The organism is Sphingomonas sp. F9_3S_D5_B_2 (genome assembly GCF_054263715.1).
Map to the genome: position 1 here is coordinate 212,009 of NZ_JBSZFB010000001.1, position 15,495 is coordinate 227,503.

Annotated in this window: 13 protein-coding genes; 6 read left to right on the forward strand and 7 right to left on the reverse strand. The window is 65.9% G+C overall.

The annotated features are described in order from the left end of the window. Positions 1–84 precede the first annotated feature (84 nt). Together ACUXST_RS01030 and ACUXST_RS01035 are read right to left on the reverse strand one after the other, a co-directional pair. Positions 85–1,584, reverse strand: coding sequence for a CoA-acylating methylmalonate-semialdehyde dehydrogenase (locus ACUXST_RS01030; RefSeq protein ID WP_458388097.1), 1,500 nt, complete (start codon positions 1,582–1,584; stop codon positions 85–87). Between the two features lie 101 nt (positions 1,585–1,685). After that, the gene (locus ACUXST_RS01035) at positions 1,686–3,683 is read right to left on the reverse strand and encodes a M3 family metallopeptidase (protein WP_458388098.1); all 1,998 of its coding nucleotides are present in this window, start codon (positions 3,681–3,683) and stop codon (positions 1,686–1,688) included. A gap of 114 nt (positions 3,684–3,797) precedes the next feature. Here ACUXST_RS01035 and ACUXST_RS01040 point away from each other — a divergent pair, with 114 nt between their 5' ends. The 5 genes from ACUXST_RS01040 (at position 3,798) to ACUXST_RS01060 (ending at position 9,135) form a co-directional block, all read left to right on the forward strand. After that, a complete protein-coding gene (locus tag ACUXST_RS01040) occupies positions 3,798–5,252 on the forward strand; it encodes a M20/M25/M40 family metallo-hydrolase (protein WP_458388099.1) in 1,455 nt (484 codons plus the stop codon). A gap of 36 nt (positions 5,253–5,288) precedes the next feature. After that, entirely contained in the window at positions 5,289–5,552 is a 264-nt protein-coding gene (locus ACUXST_RS01045) for a DksA/TraR family C4-type zinc finger protein (protein WP_458388100.1), read from the forward strand. Between the two features lie 174 nt (positions 5,553–5,726). Continuing rightward, entirely contained in the window at positions 5,727–7,997 is a 2,271-nt protein-coding gene (rnr, locus tag ACUXST_RS01050) for a ribonuclease R (RefSeq protein ID WP_458388101.1), read from the forward strand. A gap of 64 nt (positions 7,998–8,061) precedes the next feature. Further along, complete coding sequence (locus ACUXST_RS01055; protein WP_458388102.1) at positions 8,062–8,673, forward strand: NADPH-dependent FMN reductase; 612 nt, start codon at positions 8,062–8,064, stop codon at positions 8,671–8,673. A 57-nt stretch (positions 8,674–8,730) separates the two neighbouring features. Beyond that, a complete protein-coding gene (locus tag ACUXST_RS01060) occupies positions 8,731–9,135 on the forward strand; it encodes a DoxX family protein (RefSeq protein ID WP_458388103.1) in 405 nt (134 codons plus the stop codon). On the opposite strand, the gene kynU is transcribed toward ACUXST_RS01060, so the two are convergent. Further along, positions 9,128–10,351, reverse strand: coding sequence for a kynureninase (gene kynU, locus ACUXST_RS01065; protein ID WP_458388104.1), 1,224 nt, complete (start codon positions 10,349–10,351; stop codon positions 9,128–9,130). The two genes, ACUXST_RS01060 and kynU, sit on opposite strands and share 8 nt — an antisense overlap. Then, positions 10,348–10,902, reverse strand: coding sequence for a dCTP deaminase (gene dcd, locus ACUXST_RS01070; protein ID WP_458388105.1), 555 nt, complete (start codon positions 10,900–10,902; stop codon positions 10,348–10,350). The genes kynU and dcd overlap by 4 nt, the downstream gene beginning before the upstream one ends. 184 nt (positions 10,903–11,086) lie before the next feature. Here dcd and ACUXST_RS01075 point away from each other — a divergent pair, with 184 nt between their 5' ends. Then, the gene (locus tag ACUXST_RS01075) at positions 11,087–12,613 is read left to right on the forward strand and encodes a replicative DNA helicase (RefSeq protein ID WP_458388106.1); all 1,527 of its coding nucleotides are present in this window, start codon (positions 11,087–11,089) and stop codon (positions 12,611–12,613) included. 119 nt (positions 12,614–12,732) lie between these two features. Here the strand turns inward: ACUXST_RS01075 and ACUXST_RS01080 are convergent, their stop codons facing one another. From ACUXST_RS01080 to ACUXST_RS01090, 3 genes are read right to left on the reverse strand one after another with little or no spacing between them, the layout of a single operon-like run. Beyond that, positions 12,733–13,161 (reverse strand): DUF2497 domain-containing protein, encoded by a 429-nt coding sequence (locus ACUXST_RS01080; RefSeq protein ID WP_458388107.1) that lies wholly within the window; start codon positions 13,159–13,161, stop codon positions 12,733–12,735. Between the two features lie 14 nt (positions 13,162–13,175). Continuing rightward, a complete protein-coding gene (locus ACUXST_RS01085) occupies positions 13,176–14,699 on the reverse strand; it encodes a TolC family outer membrane protein (protein WP_458388108.1) in 1,524 nt (507 codons plus the stop codon). Continuing rightward, entirely contained in the window at positions 14,696–15,346 is a 651-nt protein-coding gene (locus ACUXST_RS01090) for a protein-L-isoaspartate O-methyltransferase family protein (RefSeq protein WP_458388109.1), read from the reverse strand. The genes ACUXST_RS01085 and ACUXST_RS01090 overlap by 4 nt, the downstream gene beginning before the upstream one ends. Between the last annotated feature and the right edge of the window lie 149 nt (positions 15,347–15,495).

A 15,495-nucleotide genomic window follows, 5' to 3' on the forward strand; every position in this document is an offset into this window, starting at 1 on the left:
GCAGGCGAGCAGGGCATAGGGAAGGCGGTTCACGGCTGTCTAACGCGCTGAACGCACAGCCGTATCCCTTTGTACGTCCCCGGATCATCCCATCGTGGGAATCACGAAGGCGTTCTCGCCGGTGACGCTGCCGTCCGGCCACCGCTGCGTGACCACCTTCGACTTGGTCCAGAAACGCAGTCCCTCCTGCCCGTACTGGCCGATGTCGCCGAAGCCCGAACGCTTCCAGCCGCCGAAGCTGTGGTAGGAGACGGGGACGGGGATCGGCACATTCACGCCGACCATGCCGACGTTGACGCGGGCAGTGAACTCGCGGGCGGCGTGGCCATTGCGCGTGAAGATCGCGACGCCATTGCCATACTCATGCTCGGAGGGAAGGCGGACCGCTTCCTCGAAGTCGGCAGCGCGGACCATCTGCAGGACCGGACCGAAGATCTCGTCCTGGTAGCTCTTCATGCTGGGCTTCACGTGGTCGAAGAAGGTGGGGCCGATGAAAAAGCCTTCTTCGTGGCCCTGCAGCTTGAAGCCGCGGCCGTCGACGACGAGCTCGCCGCCTTCGTCGATGCACATCTGGATGTACTGCTCGATGCGCTGGCGGTGGGCCGAACTGACCACCGGGCCATAGTGCGCCTCCGGGTCCGTCGAGACGCCCACGCGCAGCGCTTCGATCGCGGGGATTAGTTTCTGCCGGAGCGCATCGGCGGTCTTGTCACCGACCGGCACGACGACCGGCAGGGCCATGCAGCGCTCGCCGGCAGAGCCAAACGCGGCGCCGGTGAGATCGTTGACCACCTGGTCGAGGTCGGCATCGGGCATGACGATGCCGTGGTTCTTGGCGCCCCCGAACGCCTGCACCCGCTTCCCGTTCGCGGTGCCGCGCGAGTAGATATACTGGGCGATGTCCGACGAGCCGACGAAGCTGACGGCTGCGATCTCCGGATGGTCGAGGATGGCGTCGACCATCTCCTTGTCGCCGTGGATGACGTTGAGGATGCCGTCGGGCAGCCCGGCTTCGGTCATCATTTCGGCAAGGCGAATGGGAACGCTTGGATCGCGCTCGGAGGGCTTCAGCACGAAGGCGTTGCCGCAGGCGATCGCCATGCCGAACATCCACATCGGGATCATCGCCGGGAAGTTGAACGGCGTGATGCCGGCGCCGATGCCGAGCGGCTGGCGGGCGGAATAGACGTCGATGCCGGGCCCCGCGCCCATCGTATATTCGCCCTTCAGCGCTTGCGGGATGCCGCAGGCATATTCGATCACCTCGAGGCCGCGCTGCACGTCCCCGCGGGAGTCGGCGAGCACCTTGCCGTGCTCTGAGGAGAGCAGCTCGGCGAGCTCGTCCATGTGTGCTTCGACCAGTTCCTTGAACTTGAACATGACGCGGGCGCGGCGCTGCGGATTGGTCGCGGCCCAGGCGGGCTGCGCGGCCTTTGCTGCGTCGACAGCCTTCTGCAAATCGTCAGCGGTGCCGAGGCGCACCTGCGCCTGGACCTGCCCTTGGTTGGGGTCGAACACCTCACCCTGCCGCTCGCCCGAAGCGAAGCTGGAGCCGCCGATGAAATGGTCGATGCTGCGAAGCATGGTACGCGTCCTCAAATCTGCTGTCAGGGGTTGCGGCTCCCCTAAACCCGCAGCGAGGCAAAGAACAAGTTGGCGCAGCCCCGTCCGCCGCGCCAGCTCGCCTACTGGTCCTTTTCCATCTTCGCCCTGTACGCATCCAGGCTGATTGGCCGGCCGAGGAACTCGGATACGAGCTCGGCCGCCGGCTTCGTGCCGCCTGGTGCAAGCACGACCCGCCGATAGCGATCGGCCGTCGCGCGATCGAGCAGTCCCTTGGACTGGAACTGCGTGAACAGGTCGTCGGCGATCACGATCGACCAGCGGTAGGTGTAATAAGCCGCACCGTAGCCCGCGAGGTGCGGGAAGCTGTCCTGGAACTGTGAGTAGGGCGGCTGCGGAAGCGTGTCGTACTTTGCGTCATAGGCGCGGGCCGCGGCGCCGAGATCGGCAGGTGCCGCGCGCAGATAGTATTGCAGCGATATGTTCGACAGGCCGAGCTGGCGCATGTCGTCCATGCCGATGCTGAAGTAGCGCGCCCGGTTCATCTTATCGACGAGGTCCCGCGGGATCGTCTTGCCCGACGCGTCCACTGCGAAGCCCTTCAGCACGTCGTAATCGTAGACCCAGTTCTCCAGCATTTGCGACGGCGCTTCGACGAAGTCCCATTCGGTGGCGACGCCGCTCTGGCCGGCCCAGCGCTGGTTCTGGCCGCCGAAGATGTTGTGCAGCAGGTGCCCGTATTCGTGGAGGAAGGTGACGACGTCCTGGTGCTCCATCAGGCCGGTCGCGTGGCCGCCTGCCGGAAGGTTCATCACCAAGGCCGCGACGGGTACCTGGCCGCGCACGCCAGCGCGTAGAGGAACGGCGTTGGCGTGCTCGTATTTGCCTGGCCGAGGATGCGAGTCGAAGTAGAAGCGGCCGATAAGTTTGCCATGATCGTACATTTCGTAGGCTTCGACGAGCTTGTCCCACTTGGGCGTGTTCCAGGGCCGAATGTCGACGCCGAACATGTCCTCGGTGAGCTTGAGGATGCCGTCCCGCACGTTGTCGTAAGCGAAATACTTGCGGGCTTCCTGCCGGTCGTACCCGTAGGACTGCTTCTGGACGAGGCGGCCAACATAGTTGTTGTCCCATACTTCAAGCTTCGTCGCGGACGGATCCGTCTGCCGCAGGAGCGCGAGCTTCTTGGCGTAGTCGCGGTCGGCCGCGGGCTTCGCTGCCGCCGCCATGTCGTTCATCAGCGACTGCACCTTGTTGGGCGTATTCAGCATCCGGTCTTCGAAGTTGAGCGTCGCGTAGTCGGGGCGGCCAACCAGCCTCGCGAGCTCGCCGCGCGTGTTGATCATGTCCCGAAGCACCGGATCGTTGTCCGGGTAGGCGCGAAGGGAATATTCCTTCTGGAAGCGGCGCCGCAGATCGCCGCTCTTCGCATAAGTCATCACCGGCACGTAGTCCGTGCTGTCGGTGCGCAGCGTGATCTTCCCGTCGGCCCCGGCTTTGTGGGAAGCGATGAAATCTTCAGGCAGGCCTTCCAGTTCGGCAGGCGTCACCGTGATCGTCCGCTGGCCCTTGGGGATGTTGGCTTCGAAGGCGCTGCTGAGCTTCGCGGCCTGGTCGGAGAGCGCCTGCGCCTTCGCGCGGCCTGCCGCGTCGAGCCCGATGCCGGCGCGCTCGAAGCTGCCGAGGGTGCGCGTGAGATAAAGCTGGGTCGCGGCGTCGCTGTCCGCGACCTTGATCGCCTTCAGCCGCTCGTAGATCGGGCGGGAGAGCGACAGCTTCGTCGACTCGCTGGACATCCGTTCTTCGCAATTCTGTCCCGCCGTGCGGCTCGCCGCGGTCGGCGAGACCTCGCGGTAGAAGCCGGCTTCCCCGGCGCCGTCGCCGATCAACTCGCTCAGGCGATCGTATGCAGCAAGCGTGGTTTCAACCGTTCCGGTTTTTGCGGACTTCTCAAGGGCCGTGCGCATCGCCGTGCTCTGGCGGACGAACATGTTGCAGCGCTGGTTGATGGCCGCCGCGCTTGGCGCACCGGTCAGGATTGGCGGCACTGCGGGGGCCGCCAAGGTCGCCGACGCGAACGCGCTCGATCCGAGCAGCAGCAGAGCCTGAGTGTAACGCATGTGACGAGTCCCCTCCGAATATGATCGCGAAAGTAGCGGTTGTTGGACGGCACGCAAATGGCTCTCGGCACTCGTGCCGAGCCGCGCTAAGCGGCGGCGGCATAGGAGTCCCTGATGCGTACATTTGCACTCGTCTTGTCGAGCGTCGCCCTCATCGGCGCCGGAGCGCCCCCTTCGCCGGATGCCAAGTTGCGTTCGATCGTCGCCGCGGTCAGCCAGGCACAACTTCGGCACACGATCGCGACCCTGGTCAGCTTCGGCACGCGGCACACGCTGTCATCGCAGACCGATCCCAAGCGCGGCATCGGCGCGGCGCTCGAATGGACTCGCGGCGAATTTCAGCGGGACTCGGTGATATGCGGCAATTGCCTGACGATCGTCGATCCGGCCCAGACCTTCACCGGATCCCGCATCCCCACGCCCACCCGAGTCCGCGACATGGTCGCGATCCAGCGCGGGACCGAGCGGCCGAATGACGTCGTCATCATCCAGGGTCACATCGACAGCCGCGTGACGGACGTCATGAACGTCACCTCCGACGCTCCGGGCGCCAACGACGACGGATCCGGCGTCGCCGCAGTGCTGGAAGCGGCGCGGGTGCTCTCGAAGCACAGGTTCCCCGGCACCATCGTCTATGCGGCGCTCTCGGGAGAGGAGCAGGGGCTCTACGGCGGCAAGGTCCTCGCCGACTATGCGAAAGCCCAGGGCTGGAACGTCGTCACCGTCCTCAACAACGACATCGTCGGCAACAGCTGCTCGTCGGACGGCGTCTGCGACTCCACGCACGCCCGCGTCCTGTCCGAGGGTCCGCGCTCGCAAGGGCAGGAGGCTCTTGCAGCGGCAACCCACAGCCTGGGCGGCGAGAATGACGCGCCGTCGCGCAACATCTCGCGCTTCCTCGACAGCCTCGCCGACCGGCTCAACATTGGCCTCGACGTCCGCCAGATCTGGCGCACCGACCGCTTCGGCCGCGGCGGCGACCACATTCCGTTCCTCGAACTCGGCTACCCCGCCGCCCGCATCAGCGTCGCGGTCGAGAACTACAATTGGCAGCACCAGGACCTGCGCACCGAGAATGGCGTCCGCTACGGCGACACCATCGACCACGTCGACTTCCCGTACCTCGCCAAGATGACCAAGCTCAACGTCGCTGCATTGGCCGCTATCGCCAGCGCCCCGCCACCGCCGGCGCCGAGGGTCGAGGGAGCGGTCAGCACGGACACGGCAGTTAAATGGTCGACACCAAAATTGGATGCTCGTTACATTGGAAGCTATGTGGTTAGGTGGCGAAGGACCGATGCGGCGAATTGGCAATACAGCAAGGTCGTTCCGGCGACTGGTCGGCTAATCAATGACGGTCCTCGCGCGGGTGTGTTTTGCTACAATGATTGGGATCGAGACGCCGAACCCGATCCATTCGACTGCGCAGTCGTCCTACCCCACGTGAGAGTCGACGATTGGGTGTTCGGCGTCTCCTCGGTGAGCAAGGACGGATTCGAGAGCCCGGTCGCCTCGGCGGTGCCGGGCGGCGCGTTCAAGCCCTACGTTGCACCGGCCAAGAAGCCATAATGCGCCTCGGGCGTTAGGCGTCCGAGAGGAGCAGTAATGGCTGGCGGATGGACGCGCGACGGCGCGGTGCAGGACCAGATCGACGACACGGTGAAGGACGCGGTCCTCCGCGCCCGTGCCCTGACGCCTCAGGGCGACAGTGCCGACGAATGCGACGACTGCGGCGAGCCGATCCCGAACAAGCGGCGCGAGGCGTTGCCCGGCGTCCGCACCTGCGTCGCCTGCCAGTCCGAGCGCGACAAGGCCGTGGTCCACTCGACCATAAATCGGCGCGGCAGCAAGAATAGCCAGCTGCGTTGATGGTACCTGTCCTACAAGCGCCGCACCTAATACAGGCGGGCCGATGAGCATCGCGGACACCTCGGTCATGCAAAGGTCACAAGCTGAGCACCCGATTGGATTTCGGGGCGGTCTCACCTGGGCGCGGCTGGCCGCCAGCCTGACCTCATCTAACGTGAACTTTGTGACCTTCTGATGCCCCGTACCCGCGCAGCCCGCCTCCCCAGCCGCAAGCAGATCCTCGATTTCATCGCCTCGTCGGACCAGCCGGCCGGCAAGCGCGAGATCGCGCGGGCGTTCGGGCTTTCTGGTCAGGACAAGATCGAGCTGAAGCGCCTGCTCAAGGACATGGCCGACGAAGGGCTGATCGACAGCTCGCCCGGCCGCGCATTCCACCAGTCGGGCGGTGTGCCGAAGGTCACGGTGCTAAGGGTCGCCCACGTCGACGACAATGGCAGCGTCTTCGCGGTACCGGAGGAGTGGCACGCCGAGACCCCGCCGCCGCGCGTCCGCCTGCAGGAGCGCGGCAGGAAGTCGGTGCTCGGAATCGGCGACCGGGTGCTCGCGCGAACCGAGCAGAAAGGCGATAGTTGGGTCGCTCACCCGCTCAAGAAGCTGGCTCGATCCGCCGAACTGGTGCTTGGCGTGGTCCGCAAAGATGGCGAGCGCTCCTGGCTGTCGCCGGTCGACAAGCGCGAGCGGCGCGAGCTGTTCATTGCCGACCTCAAGGATGCCGAACCCGGCGACCTGGTGCTGTGCGAGGTCACCGGCCGGCCGCCGCGGGTCAGTGCCCGCGTCGATGCGGTGCTCGGCGATCCGTTCGCCCCGCGCAGCTTCAGTCTGATCGCGATCCACAAGCACGGCCTTCGCCACGAATTCGCACAGGAGGCGATCGACGAAGCGCATCGCGTTTCGAAGCAGCCGTTGGGCGATGATCGCGAGGATCTGACCCACCTGCCGATCGTCGCAATCGACCCGGTGGATGCGCGCGATCACGATGACGCGATCTGGGCAGAGCCGGACGGGGAGGGGGGCTGGAACGCGATCGTCGCCATCGCCGACGTCAGCTTCTACGTGCGGCCCGGGTCCGAGCTCGACCGCGAAGCGCGGGCGCGGGGCAATAGCGTTTATTTCCCTGATCGGGTGGTCCCGATGCTACCCGAGGAACTGTCCGCCGACATCTGCTCGCTGAAGGAAGGCGAGGACCGCGCGGCGATGGCCTGCCACCTCAAGATCGACAAGCATGGCGAGATCAAGAGCTGGCGCTTCAGTCGGGCGCGGGTGCGGATCGCTGCCAATATCGCCTACGAGGATGCGCAGGCAGCGATCGACGCCGCGGGTGAGGAGCGGATCGAGGTGTCCTCGCCCACCTGCTCGATGCCGCCGGTCGAAGGACGCGTGCCGCACGCGCTGGTCGAGAAATCGCTGAAGCCGCTGTGGGGCTGCTGGCGGGCGCTGTTCGCGGCGCGGCAAAAGCGTGATCCGCTCGAGCTGGACTTGCCGGAGCGGCGGGTAGTGCTCGACGAAAAGGGGAGGATCACGTCGATTGCACCGCGCGACCGGCTCGACGCGCATCGCCTGGTCGAAGATTTTATGATCGCCGCCAACGTTGCGGCGGCGCGCGCGCTCGAAGCGAAGAAGGCGCCCGTCATGTACCGCGTCCACGAGGCACCGAGCCGCGAGAAGCTGGTCGCGCTCAAGGACTACCTCAAGACGTTCGGTGTGGAGTTCACGCTGGGGCAGGTGATCAAGCCCGGCACCTTCAATCGCGTCATCCAACGGGTCGGCGATGCCGAGGGTCGCGAGGAAATCATGGAGCAGCTTCTGCGCACGCAGATGCAGGCGCGCTACGGGCCGGAGCGGCTGGGGCACTTCGGGCTTGCGCTCGCCACCTACGCCCATTTCACCTCGCCGATCCGCCGCTACGCCGACCTTCTCGTGCATCGATCGCTAGTCAGCGCTTATCGCCTGGGCGAAGGCGGCCTGCCGCCGGGAGAGGACGAGCGGTTTGAGAAGATCGGCGAGCAGATCTCGATGCTCGAGCGCCGCGCCATGGAGGCCGAGCGCGATACCGTCGACCGCTACGTCGCGGCTTTCCTTGCCGACCAGGTCGGCCAGCTCGTCAAATGCCGGATCAGCGGCGTCCAGCCGTTCGGCTTCTTCGCGACGGTCGAGGATCTGGGCGGCGACGGCCTGGTGCTGGCGAAAGACCTCGGGCGAGAATATTTCCGCTACGACGAGGCAGCAAAGGCGCTGGTGGGCGAGGACAGCGGCGACACCTATCGGATGGGACAGCGGCTGACGCTGCGGCTCGCCGAAGCCAATCCGGTGTCTGGATCGCTCCGTTTCGAGCTGCCCGAGGGCAGCTATGGGGGCGCCTCGGCTGCTCCGCGGGGTGACCGCGTCCGCAGCACGGGACGCCGCGGCCGGCCGGCGAACATCCGCCACCAGGGCCGCCGCCGCTGATCGCGGCCGTCGCAACCTTTGCGGCAGCGCGTCATTCACCCGTCGCCACCTGAGGAGAAGCGCCATGGCCTACAAGATCGCGATTATCACCGGCAGCCTGCGCGCGGGCAGCATCAACCGGCGGATTGCCCGATCCATCTGCGCGATCCGGGGTGACAATCTCGATTGTTCGATGATCGAGCTCGGCGACCTGCCGCTCTACAACCAGGACCTGGACGAGAGCCCGCCGGAGCAGTGGACGCGCTTCCGGCAGGAGGTCGCCCCGGTCGACGGCGTCCTGTTCTGCACGCCCGAATATAACCGCGGCGTCCCCGGCGTGCTCAAGAACGCCATCGACATCGGCTCCCGGCCCTATGGGCAGAGCGTCTGGGACAAGAAGCCTGCCGCCATCGTCAGCGCGTCGCCCGGAGCAATCGGCGGCTTCGGCGCGAACCACCAGCTTCGCCAGGCATGCGTCTTCCTGAACATGCCGATGATGCAGCAGCCGGAGGCCTATCTCGGCCACATCACCGACGACAGCTTCGACGAGAGCGGGGTCCTGAAGCCCGGTCCGCTTGCCGACCTTGTCGAAAAGCTGGCCCATGCATTCGCCGACTGGGTGGACATGATCCACCGCTCGCGGCGCCTGATCGCGGAAGATGCGGCGCACGCAGCTGCGCAACGGGAACACGCCTGACACTTGGCGCAAGGCCGGCAGTCACTGTAGACTAGGGCCTGACCGTCGGAGGATCAGATGGACCTACCCTGGCTATCGGGTTGGCAGCGCCAGTTCCTGGGGCTGCTGCGCATCATCACCGGGCTGCTGTTTCTCGAGCATGCAACGCAGAAGTTCTTCGCGTTCCCCATTCCATTCCCGGTTCAGCCGCTGCCGCCGATGCTGATGGCGGCCGGTGTCATCGAGATGATCGCGGGCGTGCTCGTCACGGTTGGGCTGTTCACGCGGCCGGTAGCGTTCATCGCATCGGGCGAGATGGCTGTGGCTTACTTCATGGGCCATGCCTCGAAGGGCTTCTGGCCGGCAGTCAACGGGGGCGAGGGAGCAATCCTCTACTGCTTCATCTTCCTCTACCTTGCGGCGGCGGGCCCGGGCGCCTGGGCGATCGATGGAACGCGGAGCCGGCGCGCCCCCGTCAGGTAACTTTCGCCCGCTGGTGGAAGCGCGGCTGATTCCATTCGCCTGACCCGATGATTTCGCCGAGGATTTCGGCTGCCAGTACGACCTCGGCGAAGCGCGTGTAGAGCGGCGTAAAGCCGAACCGCATCAGGTCTGGAGCGCGGAAGTCGCCGATCACGCCGCGGCTGATGAGCGCCTGCATCACGGCATAGCCATGCGGGTGAGCGAAGACGACGTGGCTCCCGCGTCGGATAGGATCACGCGGCGAGGCGAGGCGAAGTTCCGAGCCGCAGCGCGCTTCCACCTCATCTACGAACAGGGCGGATAGCGCTCGCGACTTCTGCTCGATGGCGTCCATGCCGATGCCCTCGAACGTGTCGACGCCTGCCGAGAGTGCCGCCATGCCGAGGATCGAAGGCGTTCCCGTCAGGAAGCGGCCCATGCCCTCTGCTGGTCGATAACCGTCATCGAAGGCGAACGGCTCTGCGTGTCCCATCCAGCCCTGTAGTGGGCTGCGCAGTTCGGACTGCAGCCGTTCGGCGACATATAGGAATGCCGGCGCTCCCGGTCCGCCGTTCAGATATTTGTAGCCGCACCCGACCGCGAGGTCGGTGCCCGTGCCAGTGAGGTCGATGTTGAGAGCGCCGGCACTGTGGGACAGGTCCCAGAGTGTCAGCGCCCCGGCGTCGTGTGCGGCGCCGTTCGTCGTAGCCATGTCGTGGACGGCGCCGCTGCGATAATCGACGTGGGTTAGGGTCACGACCGCTGTGTCGTCGTCGATCGCGCCGAGGACGTCCGCACCTGCCACAGCCTCCACCGTCAGCCCAAGAAGGTCGGCGAGACCCTGTGCGACGTAAAGGTCGGTGGGGAAGTTGCCGGCCTGCGTGAGGATCGTCTTGCGGCCGGGGCGCGCCCGCACTGCGGCAGCCATCAGCTTGAACAGGCAAACCGAGGTCGAGTCCGCAATCAGCAGCTCGTTGGCCTGCGCACCAACGATCGGCACCAGCTTCGCTGCAACCTGCCTCGGCCAGTCGATCCAGTCGTGCTTCGTCCAGCTCGAGATGAGGTCCTTGCCCCATTGCTCACGGGCGGTGCGGGCGAGAGCGTCGGGGGCAGCGCGCGGCAGAGCGCCGAGAGAATTGCCGTCGAGGTAGATGACGCCCTCCGGAAGCTCGAACCGCTCGCGCGCGAAGGCGAGCGGATCGGAAGCGTCGAGCCTGCCAGCGTGCGCGGCCGTCACAGCTTGGGCAGGGTCACGCCCTTCTGGCCCATATATTTGCCTGCCCGGTCCGCGTAGCTGACCTCGCACGGCTCGTTCCCCTGGAGGAACAGGAACTGACAGGCGCCTTCATTCGCATAAACCTTGGCGGGGAGCGGCGTCGTGTTGCTGAACTCCAGCGTCACGTGGCCCTCCCAGCCCGGCTCCAGCGGCGTGACGTTCACGATGATCCCGCAGCGCGCGTAGGTCGATTTGCCAAGGCAGATAACCAGTACGTCGCGCGGCACGCGGAAATATTCGACCGTTCGCGCCAGTGCGAAGCTGTTCGGCGGGATGATGCAGACGTCGGTCTTGCGGTCGACGAAGCTGTTGTGGGCGAAGTCCTTGGGGTCGACGATTGCGTTGTCGACGTTGGTGAAGATCTTGAAGTCGTCGGAAACCCGCGCATCGTAGCCGTAGGACGAGAGGCCGTAGCTGATGCAGCCCTCGCGCCGCTGGCTCTCCACGAACGGCTCGATCATGCCGCTGGCCAAAGCTTGCTCACGAATCCAGCGGTCGGACAAAATCGCCATGCGGAGTGCCTAACGGGACGTCCCGACACCTTCAATTTGGCGGGCATTATTTCTGTGGATGGGCGCTGCCGCGAGAAACCGGCACTTCCTGCGGACCGTCGGGCGATTCGTGCACAAGCTATCCACAGCTGTGCTACATATGTTCCGCTTGGGCACGGCGCGTTCCCGAGCGTAGAGGACCGCCATGGCAGAAGTAATCCGTATCGCCGAACCCCCCGCCGAGACTGCGCCGCAGTCGCTTCCACAGAACGTCGAGGCTGAAGCCGCGCTGATCGGCGCGCTGATGATCGACAACCGGCTGGTCGAGGACGTCCAGCTCAAGCTCAAGCCGCATCATTTCTTCGAGCCGCTGCACGGCCGCATCTACGAGGCGATCCTCCGGATGACGGACGCGAACCGGGTCGCCAACCCAGTCACGTTGCGTCCGCTGTTCGACAGCGACGAGGCGATGAAGCAGGTCGGCGGCCCGGCCTACCTCGCCCAGCTCACGGGGTCCGGAGCTGCCGTCATCGGCGCCCGCGACTTCGCGGCGCAGATCTACGAGCTGGCGCTGCTTCGGGCGCTGATCGGCGTTGGCCGCGACCTCGTTGAAGGCGCGCTCGATACCAGCGACGAGATCGCGCCCCTCCAGCAGATCGAAAAGGCGGAGACCGAGCTCTACAAGGTTGCGGAAGAGGGCGGCTCGGCCGGCAAGGCCAAGTCGTTCGCCGAAGCGACCAAGGACGCGCTGGAAATGGCCGAGCGCGCGCTAAACAGCGGTGGCCATCTGTCGGGCTTCACCACCGGGCTCGACAGCCTGAACGCCAAAATCGGCGGGCTGCACAAGTCCGACCTGATCATCGTCGCCGGGCGTCCGGGCATGGGCAAGAGCGCGCTTGGCACCAACATGGCCTTCGCGGCCGCACGCCGGTTTCTCCGCGATACCGAAGAGGGAATTGAGCCGGGCCAGTCCGCTGGGGCGCCGGCGGTCCTGTTCAGCCTCGAAATGTCCGCCGATCAGCTGGCAACGCGTATTCTTTCCGAGCAGTCGGGCATTACGTCGGAGAACCTCCGCACCGGCCGCATCAGCCAGCAGGAATTCCGCGACCTGGCCCGCGCCGCTGCGGAACTACAGAGCCTGCCACTCTACATCGACGATACGCCAGGCCTCACCATCGCCGCCCTTCGTACCCGCGCCCGGCGGCTCAAGCGGCAGAAGGGCATCGGCGTCATCGTCGTCGACTATCTTCAGCTGCTCCAGGGATCGGGTCGCAACGGCACCGAGAACCGCGTCCAGGAAATCTCCGAGATCAGTCGCGGCCTCAAGCAGCTCGCCAAGGAACTGGACGTGCCGGTGATCGGCCTCTCCCAGCTCAGCCGCGCCGTCGAGCAACGCGAGGACAAGCGGCCGCAACTCTCGGACCTTCGCGAATCCGGCTCCATCGAGCAGGACGCGGACATCGTCCTCTTCATCTACCGCGAAGACTATTACCTGAAGGCGGTCGAGGTGGAGATGCCAACGCCGGAGGAGGTTTCAACGAACCTCGACAAGGTCGGCAAGTACAACGACTGGAAGAGCAAGTACGACCAGGTCGCCGGGCGCGCCGAGGTCATCGTTGCCAAGCAGCGTCACGGCTCCACCGGCATCGTCCGCGTTCGCTTTGACGGGCGCACGACCAAGTTCAGCGACGCGGTCGACGACGCCTATTTGCCCGAGATGCGCGGCGGTTGAGTTTCCGGGGTGATCGCGCACGGGACCCCCGAGCCCGTTGCGTGATCATGGGTGGGGGAGAGGGCGCCGGCTTGGTCCGGCGCCCTCCTGCTGTCAGGCTCCGGTAAATGAGCGGGCGGCTAGAGCGGTCGGCCGGTGATGCGCGTGATTTCGCGCCGGACGTGGTCCTGGACAATCGTCGACAGATGCTCCTCGAGCCACTGCTTGAGCATCGGCCGAAGCATTTCCCGCACCATTTCTTCCAGTGGGTTGACGGGCGGCGGGGCAGGGACAGTGGCAGCCACAGTCGAGAGCTGCTCGAGCGCCTCCCGGCTCCGGCCGGCCACGCTTTCGTCGACCAGCGGCGGCCCCAGGTCCACCGGCGCTGCGAGCGGCTCGTTCAGCTCGAGTACCTCGTCCGATTTATCGTTCTCGGGCAGGTAGTTGGTCGCGGGGGAGACCGACGCAGCCGCTGCCGGTCCCGCACGCTGACCCTTCTCCTCGGCGATCACCTTTTTGATCGACGCGAGGATGTCTTCCATCGAGGGTTCACGGCCGGGCGACTGCATGGGCCGGATATTACTTATTGCCGCGGCTGAGTCACGCCCGAGGTGACCACCGGCTCCGTCAGCACGCGTCCGGGCGCCATCTGCGGCGTCACGATCGGCGTTGCAGGCAGCTCGGCCGGGCTGACGGTGCGGGTAGCAATCGGCACCGGCGCCCGGTCGGACGACCAGTCGTTCCAGTTACCTGCGACCCGACGATAATTGCCGAGCGGATCATAGAGCGGCCCGCCGTCGAGACCGAGGTCCTTGGCGTCGGCAATGCCCATGGCGTTGAGCAGCTGGAAGCCCGCAACGTACGCATCCCGCTTGGCAGTGACGAGCGCCACCTGCGAGTTCAGCAGTTCCTGCTCGGCATTCAGAACGTCAAGCACGGTGCGGGTACCGACCGACTGCTCCGCACGGCTGCCTTCGAGCGCCAGCTCGTTGGCCTGCACTGCCACCGTGCTGGCCTGAATGGCGCGCTGCGCGGCGTCGTAACCGGCGAACGCCGATCGCGTGGTTGCGACGACAGCGCGCTCGGTGCCGACGACCTGCTCAAGCAGCTGGCCCTGAATGGCCTGTGCCTGACGAGTCTGGGCCGCGGGAAGGCCGCCCTGGAAGATCGGAATGCGCGCGCTCAGTCCAGCGGTGGTCTGCGTGCCCGTGGCCGGATTACGCTGTCCGAGTTGGTTGGTGCCGGCCCCGCCCAGTGCATTCACGTAAGTGCCACTCAGGCCGACGCCGAGCGTCGGAAGCCGGCCGGACTGGGCTACGCGCACGTCATAACCTGCTGCCGTTGCCTCGCGCACTACTGCGACGAGATCCGGATTGTTGGTCAGCGCGATACGGGTCGCCTCGTCGGCGGTCGCTGGGAGCGGCGGCAGCGGGGGCGGCGGCGCAAGCTGCCCCGGAGCATGGCCGATCACCTGGCGATACGTTGCTTCGCTGGCGGTCTCCTGTCCAATGGACGTCGCAAGCTGTGACCGACCGAGCTGCAGGCGGGCTTCCGACTGCGCGACGTCCGTCCGTGTCACGTCGCCGATCTGGAAGCGGTCGCGCGTTGCTTCGAGGTTGGTCTCGAGAACCTTGACGTTGTTCTGGTTCAGCTCAACGATCGAGCGATCGCGGATGACGTCCATGTAGGCCGCGACAGCGTTCGCGAAGACGTCGCCCTCGACTGCGCGAAGTGTTGCCCGGCCAGCCTGAACACGCGTCTGGGCACCGCGAACCTGGTTACGGACGCGGCCGCCGTCGAATAAAGGGTAGCTTACGTCCACCCCGACCGAGAGCGTCGGCCCCTTGCTGCCGGTATCGAGAACACCGCTGCGGCTGAGGTCGCGATTAAGTCCTGCGGTGCCGCTGACCTGCGGCCGGCCGGCGGCCCGGGCGATCGCAACCGTCGCATCGGTCGCACGAAGCGCCTCGCGCTGGGCCGCGAGCGTCGGATTGCTCTGGTAGGCGGAGACAAGCGCCTCGCGCAAAGTGTCCGCCGATGCTGTGCCGGCAAGCAGCGCTGCGACAATCGTGCCGCTGATCAGTTTTCGAACCACAATCGTCCTCAAAATGTAAATGCCTTCGGGCGCGCGAAACCGGGCAGCGCTGGACTGCCGGCATCACTGAGCGTGAGATATCCGAACGCGCCTCCGGCTTTGCGGCCGACGACGAGGCGGCTGATGCCGCGGTCGACAAGCGCCGTGCCGAGCCTGCCGCCGTCGGCGAGCTGCGCGACGATTGCCTCGGGGATGTGTTCGACGGCGCCATCGATCAGGATCTGGTCGTAGGGCGCGCCTTTGCGGTAGCCAGCCTCGAGTGGCCCCTCGACGACACTGACGCCAAGCTCGCGGGCGCGTGCGGCGAGTTCCGGCGCGGACTCGATGCCGACGACCTCGAGGCCCATCTTGGTTAGAACCGCAGCCGAATACCCGGTGCCGGCGCCGACGAGGAGCGCGCGCTGTCCGCGTCCTGGCATCATCTGCGTCAACAGTTCGCCCAGGACCGCCGGAGCGGGCAGGAACCGGCCGCCGCCGAGAGCCACTGCACGGTCGATGTACGCGATCGGACGAGCCTGGTCGGGCACGAACTGCTCGCGCGGCACTTCGCCCATCGCAGCCACCACGGCAGGATCGGTGACGCCCTGCGGCCGCAACTGGCTTTCGACCATCGCCATGCGCGCCTGCGCGTAATCGGGAATTGGAGATTGCACCGTCATCGCTGTAATATGCTGCTAACACACCCGCTGTTCAAGCGGTTCTTACCGGTCTGCGGCTGCTCCGCCAACAGTCATTGGTCGAAAGTTCAACGGACGGAGTTCCGTGCCGCCCTCGGGCTTGGCACTTGACCCGACGGCAAAGGTCGCGA